General features: G+C 54.3%; 15 protein-coding genes. 12 read left to right on the top strand and 3 right to left on the bottom strand.

The genetic code is table 11. The annotated features are described in order from the left end of the window. Positions 1–348: 348 nt before the first annotated feature. The 3 genes from SH467x_RS00840 to SH467x_RS00830 all read left to right on the top strand — a co-directional run bounded on the left by SH467x_RS00840 (position 349) and on the right by SH467x_RS00830 (position 3,335). Entirely contained in the window at positions 349–1,548 is a 1,200-nt protein-coding gene (locus SH467x_RS00840) for an HD-GYP domain-containing protein (protein WP_482369425.1), read from the top strand. A gap of 107 nt (positions 1,549–1,655) precedes the next feature. Next, complete coding sequence (locus SH467x_RS00835; protein WP_482369424.1) at positions 1,656–2,396, top strand: hypothetical protein; 741 nt, start codon at positions 1,656–1,658, stop codon at positions 2,394–2,396. A gap of 129 nt (positions 2,397–2,525) precedes the next feature. After that, the gene (locus tag SH467x_RS00830; RefSeq protein ID WP_482369423.1) at positions 2,526–3,335 is read left to right on the top strand and encodes a PspA/IM30 family protein; all 810 of its coding nucleotides are present in this window, start codon (positions 2,526–2,528) and stop codon (positions 3,333–3,335) included. Positions 3,336–3,515: 180 nt separating this feature from the next. Here SH467x_RS00830 and SH467x_RS00825 read toward each other — a convergent pair whose 3' ends face one another. Together SH467x_RS00825 and SH467x_RS00820 are read right to left on the bottom strand one after the other, a co-directional pair. Further along, positions 3,516–4,625, bottom strand: a complete 1,110-nt coding sequence (locus SH467x_RS00825) for a hypothetical protein (protein WP_482369422.1) — start codon at positions 4,623–4,625, stop codon at positions 3,516–3,518. Positions 4,626–4,721: 96 nt separating this feature from the next. Further along, positions 4,722–5,897, bottom strand: a complete 1,176-nt coding sequence (locus SH467x_RS00820; RefSeq protein ID WP_482369421.1) for a hypothetical protein — start codon at positions 5,895–5,897, stop codon at positions 4,722–4,724. A gap of 34 nt (positions 5,898–5,931) precedes the next feature. On the opposite strand from SH467x_RS00820, the gene SH467x_RS00815 reads away from it, so the two are divergent. Continuing rightward, positions 5,932–6,240, top strand: coding sequence for a hypothetical protein (locus SH467x_RS00815; RefSeq protein ID WP_482369420.1), 309 nt, complete (start codon positions 5,932–5,934; stop codon positions 6,238–6,240). A 265-nt stretch (positions 6,241–6,505) separates the two neighbouring features. Here the strand turns inward: SH467x_RS00815 and SH467x_RS00810 are convergent, their stop codons facing one another. Continuing rightward, on the bottom strand, positions 6,506–7,624 hold the full coding sequence (locus SH467x_RS00810) for an ABC transporter ATP-binding protein (RefSeq protein ID WP_482369419.1): 1,119 nt from the start codon (positions 7,622–7,624) through the stop codon (positions 6,506–6,508). Positions 7,625–7,822: 198 nt separating this feature from the next. Between SH467x_RS00810 and SH467x_RS00805 the strand changes: the two genes are divergently transcribed. The 8 genes from SH467x_RS00805 (at position 7,823) to SH467x_RS00770 (ending at position 21,233) form a co-directional block, all read left to right on the top strand. Beyond that, a complete protein-coding gene (locus tag SH467x_RS00805) occupies positions 7,823–9,016 on the top strand; it encodes a Gfo/Idh/MocA family protein (protein ID WP_482369418.1) in 1,194 nt (397 codons plus the stop codon). Between the two features lie 63 nt (positions 9,017–9,079). Then, complete coding sequence (gene leuB, locus SH467x_RS00800; protein WP_482369417.1) at positions 9,080–10,153, top strand: 3-isopropylmalate dehydrogenase; 1,074 nt, start codon at positions 9,080–9,082, stop codon at positions 10,151–10,153. A 328-nt stretch (positions 10,154–10,481) separates the two neighbouring features. Next, positions 10,482–11,579, top strand: a complete 1,098-nt coding sequence (locus SH467x_RS00795) for an efflux RND transporter periplasmic adaptor subunit (RefSeq protein ID WP_482369416.1) — start codon at positions 10,482–10,484, stop codon at positions 11,577–11,579. Continuing rightward, complete coding sequence (locus SH467x_RS00790; RefSeq protein ID WP_482369415.1) at positions 11,576–14,701, top strand: efflux RND transporter permease subunit; 3,126 nt, start codon at positions 11,576–11,578, stop codon at positions 14,699–14,701. Before SH467x_RS00795 ends, SH467x_RS00790 begins: the two co-directional genes overlap by 4 nt. Before the next feature lie 21 nt (positions 14,702–14,722). Continuing rightward, positions 14,723–15,715 (top strand): endonuclease/exonuclease/phosphatase family protein, encoded by a 993-nt coding sequence (locus SH467x_RS00785; RefSeq protein WP_482369414.1) that lies wholly within the window; start codon positions 14,723–14,725, stop codon positions 15,713–15,715. A gap of 124 nt (positions 15,716–15,839) precedes the next feature. Then, positions 15,840–16,157 carry a hypothetical protein gene (locus tag SH467x_RS00780; RefSeq protein WP_482369413.1) on the top strand — a complete coding sequence of 106 codons (318 nt, stop codon included), beginning with the start codon at positions 15,840–15,842 and terminating at the stop codon, positions 16,155–16,157. A 9-nt stretch (positions 16,158–16,166) separates the two neighbouring features. Further along, the gene (locus SH467x_RS00775; RefSeq protein ID WP_482369412.1) at positions 16,167–17,348 is read left to right on the top strand and encodes an FIST signal transduction protein; all 1,182 of its coding nucleotides are present in this window, start codon (positions 16,167–16,169) and stop codon (positions 17,346–17,348) included. A gap of 108 nt (positions 17,349–17,456) precedes the next feature. Next, a complete protein-coding gene (locus SH467x_RS00770) occupies positions 17,457–21,233 on the top strand; it encodes a DUF1553 domain-containing protein (protein ID WP_482369411.1) in 3,777 nt (1,258 codons plus the stop codon). The last annotated feature ends 18 nt before the right edge of the window (positions 21,234–21,251 follow it).

The raw sequence follows: 21,251 nt of genomic DNA, 5'->3' as shown, positions 1-21,251 counted from the left end.
GTGCACTTCTGACAGGTCACCTTCTGCATCGGAATCATCAACGGAAGCGATGTGCCGCTTACGAAGGGAAGGGCAAATGACAGGGCACTGTTGCGCAGGGCAGGAACCAGTCGCGCGGGACACGGCCCCACAGCGAGAGCAGTGTGGTTAAACCGATAGTATCGAATGGCAGGGGGGGGGGGGGATTTCGCCGGAATTTTCAGCGATTCTGATGCGGTAACGGGAATCCACAATCAAACTCGGTGGCACATTAGATCACCCTCCTGCGGTTTGGATCGCTCCACTGAGTTCCAGGAAGGCTTCGCCCCTAACCGCGAACGTCTAACCCGTCAACGTAGGAGTTGCTACGTGCTCACCGATCCCGTCTACTCGATCAATACCACGGAGCTCCCCGTCGGAGCTCTCTTACCGTTTGACCTTCGAGACCCCGCAGGAAGATTGGTTCACAGAGCGGGACTTCCGATTACTGAACATCTCTTGGCTCGCCTCAAAGCGATGGGAGTGGCAACTGTCACCGTTCGGGGGGAATTGGGTTCGGATTCGCCAGAGTGCTTGCCTCGTCCAAACTTTGATCCCGCCCTGATTGAAGAAATACACCAACGTTTGGATGCCACCGTTGAAGTTCTGACCAAGACATTTCGTGAACTAAACGCTGCGACGACGATCGATATCACGGTGTTGCGAAACTGCATTCGCTCCTTGACGACGCATTCACGTCGCGAGGCCCCCGCGATCCTGAGTATTGTCGCGAACAAGTCTATAGGTGAATGCGGAGAGCTCTCCCAAGCCATCGCGGAACGAGCGGCACGTCTCGCATTCGTCTCCTCGGTTTGCGGTATTGGGATGGGACTGCGACAAGAGGCCGTACTGAACATTGGCATTGCCTCGATGTTCGCGGATGTGTCCCATTTGCGACATGCGGATTGGTATGACGGGCGAATGCGATTGCGTCCCGAGGTCACGACCACCGACGGTTATCTCCATCACTCGGTCGAAAGTGCCCAACTGGTCGCTGAGTCAACGAGGGTGGACTATGAGATCGTCGAAACGATTAGCCAACTGCAAGAGATAGGAGATGGCTCGGGAGTACCCCTCGGAATTCCGTCGGCTCTCATGCTCGAGAATGCCAAAGTTGTTCAGATTGCAGACATCTACCTTCTGCTCGCCGATCCGCAACTTCAGGATGAACCGTACTTTGAATCCGATGTTCTCGGGTACTTGATTCACCAAGCGGGCAAGGGAAGATTCGATCGCGAAATCGTTCGCGGGCTGATTCAAACACTTTCGATGTACCCCGTCGGTGCCATGGTCCGACTGAGCGATGATTCGTTGGCGGTCGTGGTTCAACCCAATCCTCACAATCCGTTCCAACCGATCGTTCGAACGATCGAGTCGGGTAGTCGAGTTGTCGATCTAAGCGTCTCATCGCTTTTCATTCAGGGACCCGCGGCGACCGAATCCAAGCCTCGAAAGAGAATTAGCAAGCAGATGCTGGACGCCGAGTTGTGGCGCCCCCAGGTGGCCCTCAATGTGCTTCAACCAAATTAGTCCACGGCTTGCCGAATCCCTCGCCGTCGCATAAACAGAGAGTGACCGGAGTGCGTTGGAACCCGGTCTTCGCCTAGTTCCATTCGAGCTAGCGTGACCATTGCCCCTTGGATCAACGCACTGAAGTGCGAGCGGCTCTCATGCGTGGAAGACTTTGGAAAAGAATCTTACTGTCCCCTTGGGTCGTGCTTCCCGCAGCGGTCTCTTGCGTTGCGTTTTGGGTCGGCTTCCCATGGATCGGACTTGTTGCTGGTTTGGTCACAGCAGCCTCGTTCACCGGCATTCTTTCGTTTCGATTCGATGCGATGCAGCGGTCGATAGAATCCGAGCTGCGACGTGAACAGGCGATAGCGATGGAGCAGTCACTGGATGCGTTGGCAATACGACTGCGTGCAGATCGCGATTACCGAACCAAGGATGCCTTGAACGTGGCGCGCGCATCGCGCGAGTCCTTTCTAAAGAATATGGAGCAGAGCGAACTTCCGATCCAATCGCTCGAACTGCAAAAGCAGTTCGAGTCGCTCTTTGACGCGTTTGTCGAACAGCTGCAGCGGTCCTTCGATTTATTCGAACAAGCCGATAGATTGAGCGGACCTTCGCGAGACACCATTCTTCAACAGCGAGAAACATGTGTCACCGAGATCACGGAGGCTTCGTCCCAGCTTCACAAGGCCGCTGAACACTTGGGAAATGTTATTCGTTCCAGAAAAGAAACAGATTTGGCGCCCCTACAAGATGAGCTTGAAGCCTCCCTACGAATCGCCAAACGGGTCGAGGAACGATTGAAGGAATGGGATGAATCCATTTTTCCTTCTCTTCGAGAGAATGAACCCCAGCGAGAAAACTAATAACGTTGACTCTTGCCCAAAAATGGGGAGCTTGACCTCTGTCTGGTATTTCCGTCGGTTAGAATGCGGTTCTAATTCGGGTCTCTAATTTTTGCATCTCCAGTCATTTCACGCTGAGGAGCCTTATCTATGTTCAGTGCGATCGGTCGATTCTTTCGCGCACTCAAGTACTTGTTTACAGGCAAGGTCGATTCCGCCGCGGATGCCATCAGTGCTAATCCCACGGTGATCTCTGCAACCTTCGATCGCGTGATCGAAGATAAAAAGAAACGCCTCAACGAGTACAAAGATGCCATCAGTGCGATGATCGCGCAGGAGGAGAACAAAAAGGAACGTTTGTCGGACCTGACCAGAGAAATCGAGAAGCTTGAGAAACTCAAAGCGGGGGCCGCAGCGCGTGCCAAGTCGTTGGTAGACAAGTACCACGGCGATCCGGTCGCGGTCAAAAATGATCCGGAGTATGTCAAATGCCAGTCAGCATTCAAGGACTTCACGAGCACGCTTGAGGAAAAGCGTCAACGAGCTACCGAGCTTGATGATGATCTCAAGCAATTGATCATCAATATCAGCGGCCACAAAACGCAAATTCAATCCCTCATGCGCGATCTGGAGAAGATCAAAGAGGAAAAGCACGATGCGGTAGCCGATGTTTTGTCAGCCAAGGAGGAAAAGCAAATCGCGGACATGGTCAACGGAATCAGCAACGACCGATCGTCCGAAGAATTGCAACGTCTGCGTGACATGCGTCAAAAGGCGGTTGCCAACGCTCGCGTCTCGCGAGAGCTGGCCGGTATGGACTCTAAGAAAGCAGAAAACGAATTCTTAGAGTATGCACAGAAAAATGCCGCAAACGATGAGTTCGACGCGCTGATTGGTCTTGGTGATAAACGAGAGTCCGCCGAACCCGCTTCAGCGGACACCAAAATCCCCGAGGCATAATCCCCCTGTTCTAGCTCCTGTGTCTAGCTGGCGTCCTCGACAGCTTCCGCACCGTAGACCACCGTCCCAAAGTCAGAAAACCAAAACCCTTTGGCCTGCTGAACTTTTAGAGACCTCAAGGCGATCCCGAACGGTCGAGGACGACCGTTCTACGTCTAGCTGTCGTTCGAGGACGACCGATCAACGCCCGGCGGTCCTGGGGGTAGGCGTAAAGGATTCGGTCCCGGTGACGTTTTCATTGAGTCGGGCCGAGTACTCCATCAAGCTACCAGCACCCGAAAAGCCGACGACGCGTTTGTCCCATTCCAGTTCCTTCGAGATCATTCGCCCGGCGTCCAAATCAAACTTGATCGTCCCGTCGCTCAATTGCTGCAGGACCTGAGCCTCTTCTTTTGGATCGGAGATGATGGTGATCATTTCGCTCCGCACCGAGACGGTCGCGACCCCAGCGCTCACTTTTTCCAATTTGAAGAGCTCACGGAATCGCACGGGCTTCAGGGATCCGTCTTCGCGCGCAATACGCAATTCGCGAGGAGTTTCCCATGTAGCTCCGACAGCCACGGGACTTTCGGGCAAGGGGAGGGTGATATCCCCCATACCCAGATTAGGTGGATTTGTGTCGTCGCTGCGAGCAATGATCAAGCCTTGCTCGTCAATCGTTACTTTCGAGATGACGCGACCGATCGATTCGGCTGCCGCTTGGAATTGCGGTAGCGGTGGTTCTTTTTGGCTTGAGACGTACCGAATCTCCGCTCCTCCGCCGATTCGTTGAGACATGTCAATGTCGGTAATTCGATATTCGAACGTCATCTTCCCATCCTCGACCTTGAGGAATTCCCATACCTTGTGGGAGACCGTTCTCGAGCTGGAGTCCTGTTCTGTCGAATCGATTTTGGTATTCGTTTTCGCCAAGTGAACGACTTCGCTGATGACGCGAGTGCCAGGCTCAAATCGATATCGCATCAGATAGGTTTCGCCGCTTTGTTCACCTGGATTCTCAACGATCGTTTTTCGTTCGACCTTACGCATTCCTTCAGCGTCTTTTGACGAACGAGCAGGGGTGGAAGGGCTTGGGGTAGAAACAGGCTTTGCTGGAATGCGGCTTGCGGACTCGTTGGCAGGCGTTGTTGATTTCTCCGACTTCTCCGAACTGGCGTTCGGCTGTTTCTCGTTAGGAACCAACAGGGAGCGTTCTCCGCTCGCGGTTGTCTTTTGTGGCTCTTGCGAGAAACCAACGCTTGCACCGATGACGAGTGCAAAAATAAGAGTAGGGATTGTTTTCCATCGCATAGAATTATCGACTCCCGAAGACAGTCCGATCGACGGACCGACGTGGTTTTAAGGGACAAATCAAACTGATCCGCAATCGCGAAGTATTCGCTTGATTTACTTCAGTGTGGCGTCCGGTTCTGCACCGAGATGTTTGGCTTCCTGAGGCACGGGAATCATTAGCAAATTACCGGTCGGCCTGTAGGGCTGGATGGTTTGACCGAGAGAGCTTGGTGCAAAGGGAACCGGGGTTTGGCGACGCAAAAGACCGATCTGCTTGCGAATATTGGAAAGGTCTTCTTGGATGTCTTGTATGACCTTGGAATCTTTTTCGGCAGTCGGCGTCGTCGGGTCGCTTTGCATTGCTAGCTTGAGTGCCCTTTCTGCTTTTTCAGCTAGCTGCGAGTGGAGTGATTCGGCGAGTTGTTGCTTGACTTCCGCGACGGCGGCTTGCGCTGCGAGAGTTGCGTTTTTTTCGGCCAAGGCGTGGATCTGCTCCAGTGCAACATTACGTTCCGCCATGAGTTGCTCTGTCATCTCGAGTCGAGTGGCGAGATGTGCACGCTCTACCAACAATCTTACGAATTGATTGGCGGAGACCGGAACCTCCATTTGCTTCAGTCCGCTTTGCTGCAGAATCACATCCAGTTCATCTTCGGGTTGTGTGTATTCCATGCCAGCAAAGTGGGTTACCGGGGGAGCCGGCGGTGCCGCCGGAACCATCAAGATCGGTTCCTCGGTGCTGCTTTGGGTGCTTTCGTCTGATGCGGACGGTGATTCGGTATCTTCGATGACGATACATTTGTTCTCGGTGCAAATCTTATGTCCGCAGGCGATCACGCCATCGACGAGTTTTTCCAATCCTTCGGAGAGAGAACTGGAGAAGGTGAACGGTTGTTGAATCGGGGCTGTCGTCGCGTCAGCCATGTTTTGTTCCGAAGCTTGCACCCATGTCGCTTGAACCGCAGGCACGCCGGTACCAAGTTTGCTCTCGGCTGTATCGGCACTCCTGCTGATCTGGGCCGAGAGGGTGACACGAAAGCGAGGGCGATCCATCAATCGCTTGGTGATCCAGCTCAAGAATGAGGAGGCATCGCTTCCGCTAGCCCCTTCGTTTTGATCGTTTGTGCAAGCGGTTTGCTCCGCCGCAGGGGCAACGCTCTCGCAGGGGCAAGCCGTGGATTCCGGTTTGCTCCCGTTTTGGCATTGCGATGGACAACCATCCTCAGCGAATGCGACCGCGGGAACAAGACTCAACCAAGAACCGATTGCATAGGTAGATACTTTTTTCATCGACGCAGCCTCCGTGCTTGCATCCGCAAGAATCATGTCGAAATCCGAGCCGCTCGGAACTCCTCTGCGATCGACTTTAATGAATCGGGCGGAAAATGGAAAGATCGATCTTGCGATCGCTTCATGGCCCAACGGGATAGAATTGTTGATTAGGAATGATGCGATTCAGCTCATTCCTCTTGGCCTCGGGAAGTGGATGGGCGAATTCGCGGGGACGCCCACCGACGACTTCTGGTCCGATATCGTTGAGGGGGTAAGGGTCAAAGTAGACTGCGCGATCTTTTTGCCTGTTGATGTCCCCCTGCCCGAATTGGCCCCCTCCCCATCGTTTCGACGCCAATGAGCTCCCAAAACAACCGGTGCAAAGCAAAAGAAGCAGAAGACCGAGCAGTCCTGAGACGGACGCAGGCACACGGCGGAGAGGCGAAATGGGAAAGCGTTGCGACATAGCTCTTGCACCTAGCAGGGAATCCCGAGCGTGGCGAATGGGAGCTACGCTTTGCTCGGGAATCTACTCCATAGAGGATCCAGGACGCCAGAGCACTCACCGACCTCATCTCCTCCTTTGAAAAATGGTCAGCCTCCTTTGAAAAGAGGGCAGAGGCACCTTATTGCGCGTGGGAGATCCAGATCGCAATCGGTGGTTCGATCTTGTCTTCCCAGTCACGGAGTGTCTTGGTCAGGGAGGAGGGAAGCCACGGGGAGTCGGCAACATGAAGAATCATCGGGTTCGGTGTGGAAACAACAAGCTCCCAAAAACCTCCAGCCCATCGGCAACGCATCAGCGAATATCCTTGATGAACGCACGCGGAAGGCCTGGGGGATCGCGAGTGTCCCACGTGGATTCCTTCCTTGGAAAAGGAATCATCAAAGGAAACGAAGCCACTCGCGGGTGACTCGATTGCGAGAATCTTCCACTCCGACGGAAGAACACGACGAGAACCGCATGCGAGCAATTGATCACACCCCACTCCGGCGGCAACGTAATCGGAGGCTTTCGAAACGAGTTCCTCGTAGATGGCGCGCGGCGGTCCGAGTGCCTGGATCTCTCCATCTTCTAGAATGGCAATACGATCCGCGAGCGTCATGGCTTCATGCAAGTCATGGGTAACGTAAAGGGTCGTTCGTTTCCGCGTTCGATGGATCTTCGTAATTGCATCTTTGGCGATCGAGCGGAATCTGGGATTGAGCTGCGCTAAGGGTTCATCCAGGAGCAGCAACCGTTTGGGGCTGAGCAAGGCGCGTAGAAGGGAGACGCGTCCTAACTCTCCTCCCGACAATTGAGGGGGACGGCTCGCCAGGAGCTTCGTCAGTTCGAACGCTTCGATAAGCCATTCGGTATCGCGGGCAACGCGGGGATCGAGAACACTTTCAAGGTTTTGTTTGACCGTCCAGTGGTCATAGCAAGCGTGGGACTGAAAAGAGAAGGCGCAATCCCTTTTGCTGGGCGGGAGAGATAAAGCATCTTTTCCATGCAGCATGATCGAGCCGCGATCGGGTTCTTCGAGGCCTGCGATGAGTTTGAGTAACGTCGACTTTCCGCTGCCGCTAGAGCCAAGCAAAACGATCCATTCCTCGGCCGCGACATCCAGGCAAATGTCCTGGAGAACCGCGCGTCCTCGAAACGATTTGTGGATCGATCTCAACGAAAGAAACGGATCCACACCGCTGCGGGCCGTCAAAGAATTGGCCGTCAAAGAATTGGCCGACAAAAAGGAATTGGCCATAGCAAACCAAAGGAACGGTCAAGAGAAAACGCGGCGTCCTGCCGCTGGATCTGTTCCTTCAGTCGCCGCATTGTTTGTCGAACGCTGGTCGTTGTCAATCATGCTAGCTAGAAATCGGTTGCGTCTATGGTAGACTTCTCAGCCCGCGACCAGGTCGCGATTTCCTTTCCAGCACGCAACCCTCAGGAGAATGGCAGAATGACTAACGGACCTCTCAATCGTAAGTTCAAAATGGGGCTTGTTGGAGGAGGCCAAGGTTCATTCATCGGGCGAGTCCACTCGATCGCTGCTTGCCTCGATAACCGTGCGACACTCGTCGCGGGTGCGTTTAGCAGCAATCCCGAACGATCGAAAGCATCGGCGGTTGACTACGATGTTTGCAGCGAGCGGGCCTATGGCTCTTACCAAGAGATGTTCGAGGTGGAATCGAAGAAGCCGAAGGGCGAGCGAATCGACTTTGTATCCGTGACCACGCCAAACCACATGCACTATGACGTGGCCAAAGCAGCGCTCGAAGCGGGCTTTCATGTTGTGTGCGACAAGCCGATGACCTTCGATCTTGCTCAGGCCGAAGAGTTGGCGAAACTGGTAGACCGATCCAAGTCGGTGTTTGCGTTGACCCATAATTACACCGGCTACCCGCTTGTTCGCCAAGCTCGTGAAATGATCCAAAGCGGGGAGCTCGGAGAGATTCAGGCGATTCGAGTGCAGTACATTCAGGGCTGGTTGCGAACCCGTCTAGAGTCCGAGGACCAGAAGCAAGCTGCATGGCGTACCGATCCGAAGCAAAGCGGTGCAGCCGGTTGTTTCGGAGATATCGCCACCCACGCGTACAATTTGGGAAGATATATGTCGGGGCTCCTTCCCGCCGAGATCAGCTGCCATTTGAAGGCATTTGAACCAGGGCGCAAACTGGATGATTATGGCACCGCTGTAATCAAGTATCAAAACGGAGCGCTGGGAACCGTGACCGCGAGCCAAATTAGCCATGGACGCGAGAATGATCTTTCGATCGAAATCGATGGAACCAAGGGGTCGCTTTCTTGGCGACAGGAGGAACCCAATGTGATGGTTGTTCGACAAAATGGACAACCGCACAGACTCTACACACGCGACCCGAACGCCCCGCACATGAATGCGAGTGGTCGCGGAGCATGTCGTCTCCCCAGCGGACACCCTGAAGCCTTCTTCGAGGCTTTCGCAAACATCTACTGCGCCGCTTTCGACGCGATGATCGAAGTCGAAGCAGGGAAAGCCATTGAGCGACGTGACACGTTGTACCCCAATGTGCACGACGGGGTGGAAGGAATGTTCTTCATTCAGCAGTGTGTCGAAAGCAGCGCTAAGAATGGTGCTTGGTTGCCATTGAACCACGAGCGATGCCGCGCCTAGGTATCGCTCCCATCCACATTTCATCTGTCATCACTCTGTTTGAATTGCCCAGAAAGCACTCCTGTGAAAGCAAAGATCGTTTTACTTCCTGGGGACGGGATCGGCCCTGAAGTCACCACGCAAGCCGTCCGCGTCCTGGAGGCAGTAGCCAAGAAGTTTGACCACACGTTCCTTTTTGACTCCAAGCGAATCGGTGGGATCGCGATCGACGAAACAGGAGATCCGTTGCCACAGGACACCATCGACGCTTGCAAAGCATCGGATGCGATTCTGCTGGGAGCGGTAGGGGGCCCAAAATGGGACGACCCGAATGCGAAGACTCGTCCCGAGGCAGGATTGCTTCGCATTCGCAAAGAGCTCGGTTTGTTCGCGAACCTTCGTCCAATCGTTACGTTTGACGAATTGCTCGACTCCTCCCCGCTCAAAAGAGAGATCATCGAAGGGACCGATATACTCTTTTTCCGAGAATTGACGGGCGGACTCTATTTCGGTCCATCGGGCACAGAAGAGCTCGCGGATGGACAACAACGCGCCTACAGCACTGCCGTTTACACCACCAACGAGGTCGAGCGAATTGTGCGCATGGCAGCGTTGGCTGCGAGGAAGCGAAAAGGCAAGCTGACCATGGTCGACAAGGCAAACGTGCTCGAAGCCTCGCGTTTGTGGCGCCGCGTCACTGCAAAGTTAATGAAAGAAGAGTTTGCGGATCTCGAATACGAAGTCGTATTGGTGGACTCGATGGCGATGCATTTACTGAGTCGCCCCAAGAGCTTTGACGTTGTTGTCACCAGCAATATGTTCGGCGATATTCTGACCGATGAGGCCTCGATGCTTCCCGGATCGCTCGGAATGTTGCCCAGCGCCTCGCTCGGATCCGATGGCCCTGGGCTCTACGAACCCATTCATGGAAGCGCTCCAGACATTGCCGGCAAAGGAATCGCAAACCCTCTTGCTACCATCCTCGCGGCAGCCATGTTGCTGCGGCATTCCCTCCAGCTGGATGCAGAAGCTGCTGACATCGAAGCGGCAGTCAAAAAAGTTCTAGCGTCCGGGTATCGAACCGCAGACCTTGCTCCCAAAGGCTCCTCAACCTTGGGAACCATCGCCATTACGGATAAGGTGCTCGAACTGTTGTAACGAAAAAAACAGAGCAAGGCGATTCTCTCAGGCTCGGCTCCCGAACCTGATGGGCTCCTGGTCCGTCACTAAGCGGGGGGCATCGTGTCCCCTTCCTCCCATTCCGTGGTCGCTCGTTTTGCGGGGCACCCGTCCACGGGCATTTATTCCATGGCGTGGGAGTAGGAAGATTACACCGGTGAGTATACTATTGGTGAACGTGTCGATTTTCGAGATTGACAATCGACCAATGGAGCAAGGGGTTCGGGATCGTCCGGGGCCCTCTTTTCTTTTCGCTTAGCTAGAAAACCAGCCGACGCATGGAGTCGGTGTGGTTTGAGGGATCAGCATGCGGTCAATTTGGACCAACATCATCGCATCGATCTTATTGATCGCGGCAGTGGGTGGCTCGGTAGGGCTCATTGTCTACTTGCGGCATCGCATGGATTCGCAACCGATGCAAGTTCCGGACGAATCTGCGGAGGTTGTTTCTTTTTCCAAAGTGCTGGAAGTGGAGACCCGAGCTTCTGCCACGGCCATCGGTACCGTCTTTGCAACGCAGTACATTCAACTGCGAACCGAGTTGGTGGGAACGGTGAGCGAGGTGAATTTCAAGCCGGGTGAAACGGTGCGAAAAGATCAGGTCCTCGTCAAACTGGACACTCGGGTGGAAGACTCACAGCTCGAAAGCGCGAAAGCCGCTCTGGGCATCGCGCAGTTGACCTATGAACGATCGAAACAGGCTTGGGAAGCCAAAGCGATTAGCGAACTGGAATTCGAGCAGGCCAACGCATTCCTTCAGCAGGCCAACGCCGAAGTCTCGCGGCTCGACGCCATCATCGCGAAGAAGACTCTGAGAGCTCCCTTTGACGCCAAAGCGGGCCTGTTCGATCTGCAGCCAGGACAGTACCTGCCGGAGGGGACGGCCATCACCATGCTGCAAGGGACCGAAGCGGCGGTTTACGTCGATTTCATGATGCCACAGTCGGTGGCCGATTACATGCGAAAAGGGGATGTGGTGCAACTCATCCACTTCGAGAAGCCGCTGCCGGCTTCGATTATCGCGATCGATTCGCAGGCGGACAAAATCACTCGCAATATATTGGCGCGTTGCTTGCTTAAGAATCCACCGGAAAGCCTTCAACCCAACGACTCGGTCAAAGTGGAGATGGCTTATGGGCCTCCGATTCCTGCAGTCAAGATCCCGTATTCGGCGCTCCGAAGCGCTCCAACCGGACCTTATGTCTTCACTACCGCACCGGACGAAAAGGAGCCGCAAAAGCAGCGAGCAAAAATGCGGAGCGTGCAGCCAGGGCGTTCGATCGATGGATTTGTCACCATCCTCCGCGGACTCGAAGCAGGCGAAACGGTCGTTTCGGATGGTTCGTTTAAAATCCGCCCAGACCTTTGGGTGATGCCAAAGCCAGACGAGGTCGCAGCACCATGAAGAACCTAACTGATTTGTTTATTCGCCACCCTGTCTTGGCGATCGTTGTCAATTTGATCCTGGTGTTGATCGGAGTGCGCACCGCGCAGTCACTGCCGATCCAGCAGTTCCCAAAACTGGAAAGCACCTCGATCCAGATCACCACAGTCTACATCGGTGCCAGCGCTGAGACGATTCGCGGTTTTTTGACTACCCCCATCGAAAAGGCAGTCTCTTCGATTGCGGGTGTCGATTTCATCGAGTCGTCAAGCGTCGCGGGGATCAGCACAATCACGATCCGACTGAAATTGAATCACAGCGCGACCGCAGCGTTGGCGGAGGTCAATGCGAGACTTCAACAGGTGAGACGCGAGCTTCCCGCCGAATCCGAACCTTCGGTCGTGGAGATTCAACGGGCGGACCGTCCCTACGCATCCTTTTATCTGAGCTTCACATCGGACGAGTATGAAATCCCTGCGTTGACCGATTATCTCATGCGAACGGTTCAGCCTCAATTTTCGACCATATCGGGCGTTCAGCGTGTCGGTGTCGAAGGAGGGAGAATTCCGGCAATGAGAATTTGGATTTCTCCGTCGCGATTATCCGAATTGAATCTGACACCAGGCGATGTCTATGGTGCCTTGAGACGAAACAACTATCTAGCGGCCATCGGTCGTGTGAAGAATGATTCCGTGCAAGTCGATTTGCTGACAGACACGGATTTGAAGACCGTCGAAGAGTTCGAAGAATTGATCGTGTGGCAAAACGATGGTGCTGTCGTGCGATTGCGCGATGTGGCTCGCGTGGAATTTGGCTCGGAGGAGCCCAATATGGTCGCCATGTATCGGGGACGTGAAGCGGTCTATCTGTCGGTTTGGCCTTTGCCCGGGATCAATGAAATCGAGGTGGCAAATCAGTTGAATGCAGCGATGGAGAAGCTGCGTCCATCACTTCCCAAGCACATCGATATGCAACTGGCGTTTGACGCGACGAAATTCATGCGGGACTCCCTCTATGAGATCTCTCAGACCTTGATTGAGACCATTTGTATTGTCGGATTCGTCGTGTTTTTGTTCATGGGGTCGATTCGCACCGCGATTGTTCCGCTGGTCGCGATGCCTGTTTCCCTAATCGGGGCATCGATTCTGATGTACTTGATGGGCTTTTCCCTCAACCTGCTTACGTTGTTAGCCATCGTGCTCGCCGTGGGTTTGGTGGTCGACGATGCCATTGTCGTCGTGGAGAATGTGCAGCGACACATCCAAGAAGGCCTCGGGAAATTCGATGCTGCTATCGTGGGGGCTAGAGAATTGGTGGGACCGATCATCGCGATGACGATCACGCTCGCCGTGGTTTATGCACCCATCGGATTTCAAGGCGGTTTGACAGGGATGCTCTTTCGAGAGTTTGCGTTCACGCTTGCTGCAGCCGTGCTCCTATCAGGCATTGTCGCCGTAACGCTTTCGCCTGTAATGAGCGCAGTCATGCTGAGTGCATCTGGGAAAGAGCCCTGGTTGACGCGAAAGGTCAATTGGCTATTCGACCGTGTGCAAGCCGCTTACGGTCTTGTTCTCGAACGAGTTCTTGGTATCCGCTGGACGATCGCTATGCTCACGATTGTCTTGGGCATGGCGGCGGTTCCCTTCTATCAGAGGTCGGGTAAAGAGTTAGCCCCCATCGAAGATCAAGGAGCGATTGGTGTCATGCTCCAAGCGTCGCCTGACTCGACGCTGAAGAGTACTACCCAGTGGGCAACCCAGTTGGCCACTCAATTTGATAAAGCCCCCGAGACGGACTACATGTGGGCTGTCATCGGATCCAATAGCGGGTTCGGCGGTGTGATCACACACGATTGGCACGAGCGGAAGGAACACGGGCAACGCAGCACACAAGAAATGTTCGGAGAGGTCTACTATCTGGCCTCACAAGTCCCCGGGCTCAGGCCGCTTCCCATCCTGATGCCCCCGCTTCCGGGTGCAGGTAATTTTGATGTCGAGGTCATTCTCAAGGGGGATCTTGAGCTTTCTCGGATGATTGAGCTCTCGTCGAACATCGTGCAGAAAGCCATGGAATCTAACATGTTTTTGTTTGTGGATCCTGACTTGAAGGTGGATCTTCCCCAAGCCCAAGTGGTCGTCGATCGAGAAAAGGTTGCGGACCTCAAACTGGATTTGGCTGCAATAGCTCAGGAACTCGGCGTGTTGCTTGGAGGTGGATACGTCAATCGATTCAATCATTTCAATCGATCGTATCAAGTCATCCCGCAATTGGCCGATGAGGATCGTAAATCGACAAACGAATTGATGGATATCAAGATTCGAACGCCAGACGGACAGCTCATTCCCGTTTCCACGTTCGCCAGTATCGAACCCAAAACAGCTCCTCGCGTTTTAAGTCGATTCCAACAGCAGACGGCATTGAAGTTCAATGCCGTCATGGTTCCCCCTTTCACCAAAGAGGAAGGTTTAAGAACCATGGAGGGGATCGTGCGCGAATCCGCAGGTGAAGATGCAAGTCTCGATTACGCTGGAGAGTCGCGTCAAATTCGACAAGAGGGCTCCGCGCTCACCGTCACGCTGGGGATCGCGTTGGTATTGATCTATTTGGTACTGGCCGCGCAGTTCAAATCTTTCCGTGATCCGCTGATCGTTCTCATTGGATCGGTGCCGCTCGCCATTTCTGCGTCCCTTTCCATCACGTACTTGGGTCTGACGACGATCAACATTTACTCGCAAGTCGGATTGATTACCTTGGTCGGCCTTGTTGCCAAAAATGGGATCTTGATCGTCGAGTTCGCCAATCATCTCCAAGAGCAGGGGCTTGCGAAACGTGCTGCTGCGTTAGAAGCCGCACGAACACGGCTCCGCCCCGTTTTAATGACCTCCGCAGCAACCGTCCTCGGTCACTTGCCACTCGTCTTTGTCACAGGGCCCGGCGCCGAGGCTCGCAATAGTATCGGAATTGTCCTTGTTGTCGGCATGGCTATTGGGTCTCTCTTTACCTTATTCGTTGTGCCCGCTCTCTATGTGATCATTGCTGCCGCGCACCGAAAAACGGAGCCTACAGGTGAAATTGTAAGAAGAACCTTGGATTCGACGCCCCGCGTAGATTCGGAATCGGTCCCAGCTATGTCAGCGACTTAATTCCATGCACAAGGCCTTTCCATGCTACCCTCGCCGCGATCGACTGTCTCCAAACTATGTTTGCAAGGGGCCGGTTCGACGGGTCTCATTTGCGGTATCGCATGCTTGGGGATGCTAACGAGTCGGTGGCACCCATGGCTCGATTTATTCACGCACACAACGTGGCATTTCTGTTGGGGGTCGCTGGTTGTCATCCCCATCCTCTTATGGAGCATGCGGAAGGCGGATCCGGAATCGCAGAGGGCCTATTTTATTCGATTGATACCTGTCGTAGGGTGCAGCGCGGTGTTCATTCTCTTCGCGAATCCGTGGGATGCGATTCCATTCGCCGAGAACGATTCTCGTTTATCAGGTACGCGGATTGCGTCGTGGAATGTTCTGATGGAGAACTCGGATTTGAACGAATTCGAAGAGTCGCTTCGGGAATTCCATCCCGACTTGATTGTTTTGATCGAACTGAGCTCGCTGCACGAGTCGTATGCCGAGAAATTGGCGGTCGAATACCCCTACCGCAAGTGGATATTGCTGGGAGCGAAAGGCATTGGAGTTTTTAGCAAAGTTCCAGGGACTCGCATCGAGACGGTCGACCTAGCCGATCTCTCCGTTCCCGCTATGGAAGTCACGATACCCCAACCCCAGGGGCGTCCTCCTCTTTCCCTTTTAGCTGTGCACACTTATTCTCCTACTATGGATCCATCCCGAACTCGGAATCGAGATATCCAATTGAACGCAGTAAGTGATTGGGTGCAGAGTAAGAACGGTCACGCAATCGTTATGGGAGACCTCAACATTACACCTTGGTCCTACCCCTTCCAACGGCTGTTGAAGGATGCGGATTTGGTGGATAGTCGAGTCGGGCGAGGCTTGTACGCCAGTTGGCCGTCTCAACTCGGTTCATTGGGAATACCGATCGACCACGCTTTGGTGAGCAAGGATCTGCAGGTGCGGTATAGAGGGCTTTTGCATCGCCCGAAACGCTCGGATCATCGGGGGATTTCACTGGTTGTCGAATAGGTTTCCCCTCAAATTCAAGGGTTGGAATCTCGGTGAACCGCTTTGACGCCTAGTCCTGTTGTTCGATACAATGCCTCGCGCCTTCGGAGAAAATGCTGTGGTTGTAATGTTGACAAATGATCTGATGTTTCAGTCCCGAGTAAGTGGGGCAGTCAAAGCGGCTGGCGGTAGCCTAGTCGCGGACCGGTCGGTAGAGAAGCTCGTCGAACGATGCGTTGATAGCGAATCGGTACAACTCGCTTTCGTCGACTTGTCCCTGACGTCGATTGAATTGGAATCTGCCATTCCTCTCTTGAAGAGTCGCTTCCCCAAGGCAAAGGTGATTGCATTCGGTCCTCATGTGGATGTTCAGCGATTGCACGACGCGGAAGCCAGCGGAGCGGACGAAGTGATGACGCGCGGACAATTTGACCGTGACTTGAATTCCATCGTTTCGGCGTAGGCGATCACAATGCCAAGCTCTTGTGGGATCGCCTCGAGTGCCTCGATTCTTGTTTCGCTTCGCACTGCATTTGAGCGAGCATCGGAAGGGATGCGAGATCCCATTGATTTCGCGTTTGTCTTTTTGAGCGGCGACGCCATTGCGGACAAAGGCGACGACATCCTCTCGCTTTGGTTCGATTTGGCGCCCGGAGTTCCGGTTTTCGGCGGGTCTGCTGAAAGCTTGGTGGGAAAACGATGCGAGCTCGAGTGCCAATGCGCCGCGACCGTACTGCTAATATCGGGCTGGCAAGAAAGTCCTCGTATCTATGAGCTAGAGTGCCTAAGAACGCCTGACGGTCCATCGGTGATGGGAGTCACCGAGGAATTGATTGCGAATAGCCATCGCGGCCTCCTCACAGTCGCTTGCCCGGTTTCGTTTTCGGTCGAGTTGCTAGCGGACGTGCTCGAATACGAGCGATTCCATCCGACCGATGCGGTCGTCCCGATCTTGGGCGGATACTGCAGTAGTTCGAACTGGCAAGCACCGAATTTGCTGTTGGCGGGTGACAAGGTGACGGTTCGAGGGGCAGTGGCAATGACTTTACCTGCCGGATGGTATTGGCACAGCGTCATCAGCCAAGGATGCAGACCAGTTGGCGATCCGTTCGTCATCACGGCAATGGAAGGACAAACGGTCGTTGAACTCGGTGGGAAACCGGCGATGCTCCAACTTCGCGACATGTATGCCCATCTTCCGCAACGCGAGCAACAGATGATGTCGAACAGTCTCATGATGGGGCGGGCCATCAACGAGTACAGCTCTACATTTTCACACGGCGAGTTTCTGATTCGCGCCGTCCAAGGAGTGGATTCGAGCAATCAAGGGCTTGTCGTTACCGATCGATTTCAAGTGGGACAGACGGTTCGGTTTCATGTCCGCGATGCCGAGGCGGCCGACGCCGATCTCCAGCATTTGCTGTCCAAATCGGCGATGGGACAACTCGCCCCCGAAGCTGCATTACTGTTTACATGCAACGGACGAGGCACCCGGATGTTTCCCAATCCCCATCACGACGCCTCGTCCATCGAAAAGCAATTTCCAAATCTTCCGCTCGCAGGGATGTTCGCGGCTGGCGAATTCGGCCCCATGGCTGACCAAAACTTGGTCCACGGATTTACCGCAATCGTCAATCTTCTGATCAAATCGTAACCCGCAATCCGCAGGATTTGTCGATTCTCCGAAGGCGCGAGGGGGGATTACCGTCTAAAATAGAGGTCCCTCAATCAGGTACCCCTCCCCATCCTACCGCCTGGTCCCATGAATCGATTTCTACCTCGGCATGAATGTTGGACGCGTTTCGCCGTTTGCTTCTTCGCCATACTCTGCTCTCTTTCTCCAGAGCTTGGAAACGCGCAGGACTCCAAACGAACCGAAGACTCCCAGCCGGTCATACGCCTTGATTTTGAATCGGAAACCACGATTGCTTGGACGGAAAAAGGGAGCATCGTCCGTGACCAAGAAGGGCCCCGCCCCCCCGAGTTCCCCGATTTCCGACCCCACAACCAAGCAATTCGCTTCCAACCAGGCGGTTCGCATCTGGTCATCCCTGATAAAGGAGAATCCAGCTCCTTTGATTTCAGCAACGGTGACTCCCTATCGATCGAAGCTTGGGTCCAGCCGGATCCCAACAGCAAAACGTCCCCCATGATGGTGATGGGAAAGGGACGTACTGGGAATCCGAAGTTTGCCAAAGACAACCAAAACTGGGCTCTGCGACTGGTGGCGGAACAAGGTGAATACCGATTGAGTTTCCTCTTCTCAACGGGCCAAAGCGCTAACAGTTCCCACTGGCATCGTTGGACTTCCCATCTCGCGTTTGAACCTAACACTGGCTGGCATCACATTGCGGTCACCTATCGCTTCGGCGAGCCTGATACCGTGCGAGGTTGGATCGACGGACAACCAACCGATGGCAAATGGGATATGGGGGGCAAAACGAAATTGCCACCGATTGAGGATGACGACGATGTATGGATCGGTACCGCCTCTCTTGGCAATCAATATGTCGGAATGCTTGACGGAATCGCGTTGTACCGAAACGCATGGACCGATGCCCAAGTGGCAGCGAAGTTTCAGCGACAAGGGGGCCCCAGAAAATCGACCCTCGCTCCCGAAGTGATTGCCGAACTAGGTGAGCTTCCCGTAGGCAAAGTCCAATTCAGCTTGCACGAATTCCTTCCGAAAGCGGATCGCTGGCTCAACGAAGGGGAGAGCTTTCCCTCTGCTTCGACGACATGGACGAGCGAAACGTTCTTCCTCAAACAAATCCCTCAACGTTACGATGACTGGGGGATTCGGGACGACTGGAAGTCTCCTTTGTTGCTCCGGGCGGCATGCGACGTTCGACTTCCTCCAGGGGATTATCGCGTTTGGACGCGTGCACGCGGTCTATCCAGGCTTTGGATGAAAGAAAAAGTCGTCGCGAGAACCGGGCCGGTCCATCGGAAATCTGTCGATGGCGAACAAGCCATTACGCCAGTCGCGACCGGCCCCTACGAAGGAGTGCTCCCACCAGGTTACCACCAGCAAGAAGCGTTCGGAGAGTTTCAGGTCACGGCCAATGATTCTTCTGAGGCGCCGTTACCCTTACGTATCATCTTCGAATCGATCGTGGGCGGTCCTGGACAACGAACCGAGACCGGGGAGATTCTGGTTGCGATCGAACCGATCGGCGAGAAGATGCTTTACCTCTTGTCTCCAAACAATAGTTTGCACCTTCCATTGACTGAACAAACTGTTGCGCCTATTCGCCAAAAGCAGGCGGAAGAGATTCGACACATCGATAGACTCGTTCGTCGCGAGCGTGCGCAATCGCAGGATACCTATTGGGACCTTCGCCATGCGGAGTCCAGAACGATCGCTAGCCTACTATTCTCCTCGACGGCGACCTTGCCTTCGTTTGAACGGCATTTAACGCCCGAGGCAAGCCATCCGATCGATCGATTTCTTCATGCGAAGATCGAATCCGAGTGGCAAGCGTCGCAGTCAACCGATAGAGAGCGTTCGAAGCAGTTTCACACCGAAGTCCTTCCGATTCTTCGAGACCAATGCTTTCGGTGCCATGGGGAGAAAGAGAAGGGAGGTCTCCGTCTTCATGCACGTGATGAAGCCTTGAAGGCGGGAGAATCCGAAAACGCAGCGGTCAAACCGGGCAACGCGAGCGAAAGTGAATTGATTCTGCAAATCGAATCCGGCGCGATGCCGCCAACCGAAGCGAAATTGACGAGAGAGCAAATCGATGTGCTTCGTCGCTGGATAGACGATGGAGCGCACTGGCCATCGCCGGTTCGAACCGCAGAGGAGTTGACAGCACCGGAGCGGATTTCCGATATCGCTTTTTTACGGCGCGTTTCGTTCGACGCGATCGGTTTGCCACCGAGCCATATGGAGATCCAACAGTTCTTGGCAGATCCCAACCCTGACAAAAGAAAAGCAACCATTGAACGCTACGTGGCGGATCCTCGCTTCGCCGATCATTGGATGAGTTTTTGGCAAGATCTTTTGGCTGAGAACCCAACCTTACTGAATCAGTCGATGGGAAGCACCGGTCCATTTCGATGGTTCCTCTACGAAGCACTTGAGGATCGAAAGCCACTGGACCGCATGGTCACGGAATTGATCTTGATGCGAGGTAGCATTCAAACCGGAGGGAGTGCCGCGTTCGCTCTGGCTGGCGAATCGGATTCTCCCATGGCAGCCAAGGCCGGAATCATTGCTTCTGCTTTCCTCGGAATCGATCTGCAATGCGCGCGGTGTCACGATTCACCCTATCACAGCACCCAACAACGCGACCTCTATTCCCTGGCCGCCATGCTCGATCGGAAAGCGACGACGGTGCCAAAAACCAGTCGAGTTCCCGATGCATTCTTTGAAAAGAAGGGGCGTGAGTCTTTGATCAAAGTAACGCTCCGCCCCGATGAATCGATCGCACGCGATTGGCCCTTCGGTCCTGAGCAAGGGTTGCCGCAAGCTTCCGAGTGCCGCGTTTGGCAACGCGAACCAGACGACTCCCGGGAGCTCTTGGCAGCGATCGTGACGGCACCTCAAAACAAACGGTTCCCTCAAGTCTTCGTGAACCGCATCTGGATGCGATTGCTGGGCGCGGGGTTGGTCGAACCGGCTGATGATTGGGAAGGCAAGGAAGCGAGTCACCCCGAGTTGCTCGACTGGCTCGCGAACCGCTTGGTGCAATCCGCGTACGATTGGCGGGAGATCGTGAAAGAGATCATGCTGTCAGATGCCTACCAACGAAAAGCGATGGGCGGAAACCGTGAAGCCTCTTCCGAAGATCGATTCTTTCTCGCTCCGGATCCAAGGCGACTTTCGGCAGAACAAATTGTGGACGCCCTTCATCACGCGTTTGGGCTCCCGATCGAGAGCGAGGAACTCACCTTTGTCCATGACGGACAACGGACGTTAGGACAGCGCCAAACACTTGGTGTTCCCACTCGAGCTTGGATGTTTACCAGCTTGAACAACGAACGAGATCGACCTAGTTTGTCCTTGCCCCGAGCTGCAGCGATTGTCGATGTGCTGGAAGCGTTTGGTTGGTCCGGTTCGCGGCAGAAACCCATTAGCCAACGGGATCACGATGCGAATCTGCTCCAACCTGGTATGATTGCGAACGGAATCATGGTTAAGAATCTGACCCGAGCTGCGTGGGACAGCCCGGTTTCGCGAATCGCGATCGAAGCCAGTTCTCCCGAAGAACTCGTCGATACCTGGTACCTTCGTATCCTCAATCGATTGCCCACACCTGAGGAGCGTTCCGCTCTCTCTAACGAACTTGCCCAAGGATTCGATAGCCGTGTGATTTCGCTCGAAGCCCCCGCACCGGAGCCACAGAAACCACTTCCTCTCGTCACGTGGTTTAACCACCTCGTCCCTGAAACATCGACCATACAACTCGAGCATGAACGCCGAGTCATGGAGGGCCCCCCAGTCGATCCGCGACTTAGTACGCCCTGGCGAGAAGCATACGAGGATTTCCTCTGGACCCTGGTCAATCAACCCGAACTGGTTTGGTACCCGTAAACTACCGCAAAGGTGACA

This window comes from Brakhagea slesvicensis (assembly GCF_052161625.1).
In the GTDB taxonomy this organism is placed as follows: domain Bacteria; phylum Planctomycetota; class Planctomycetia; order Pirellulales; family Pirellulaceae; genus JBKCUI01.
The sequence above is the reverse complement of the archived record's forward strand: the minus strand, read 5'-3'. Positions and strand labels throughout refer to the sequence as shown.

Excerpts from the sequence above, each read along its gene's own strand:
- SH467x_RS00830 (WP_482369423.1), top strand. The coding sequence starts at position 2,526 with ATGTTCAGTGCGATCGGTCGATTCTTTCGCGCACTCAAGTACTTGTTT.
- SH467x_RS00805 (WP_482369418.1), top strand. The coding sequence starts at position 7,823 with ATGACTAACGGACCTCTCAATCGTAAGTTCAAAATGGGGCTTGTTGGA.
- SH467x_RS00815 (WP_482369420.1), top strand. The coding sequence starts at position 5,932 with ATGTCGAAATCCGAGCCGCTCGGAACTCCTCTGCGATCGACTTTAATG.
- SH467x_RS00775 (WP_482369412.1), top strand. The coding sequence starts at position 16,167 with ATGCCAAGCTCTTGTGGGATCGCCTCGAGTGCCTCGATTCTTGTTTCG.
- SH467x_RS00780 (WP_482369413.1), top strand. The coding sequence starts at position 15,840 with ATGTTTCAGTCCCGAGTAAGTGGGGCAGTCAAAGCGGCTGGCGGTAGC.
- SH467x_RS00825 (WP_482369422.1), bottom strand. The coding sequence starts at position 4,625 with ATGCGATGGAAAACAATCCCTACTCTTATTTTTGCACTCGTCATCGGT.
- SH467x_RS00790 (WP_482369415.1), top strand. The coding sequence starts at position 11,576 with ATGAAGAACCTAACTGATTTGTTTATTCGCCACCCTGTCTTGGCGATC.
- SH467x_RS00770 (WP_482369411.1), top strand. The coding sequence starts at position 17,457 with ATGAATCGATTTCTACCTCGGCATGAATGTTGGACGCGTTTCGCCGTT.
- SH467x_RS00810 (WP_482369419.1), bottom strand. The coding sequence starts at position 7,624 with ATGGCCAATTCCTTTTTGTCGGCCAATTCTTTGACGGCCAATTCTTTG.
- SH467x_RS00820 (WP_482369421.1), bottom strand. The coding sequence starts at position 5,897 with ATGAAAAAAGTATCTACCTATGCAATCGGTTCTTGGTTGAGTCTTGTT.
- SH467x_RS00795 (WP_482369416.1), top strand. The coding sequence starts at position 10,482 with ATGCGGTCAATTTGGACCAACATCATCGCATCGATCTTATTGATCGCG.
- SH467x_RS00785 (WP_482369414.1), top strand. The coding sequence starts at position 14,723 with ATGCTACCCTCGCCGCGATCGACTGTCTCCAAACTATGTTTGCAAGGG.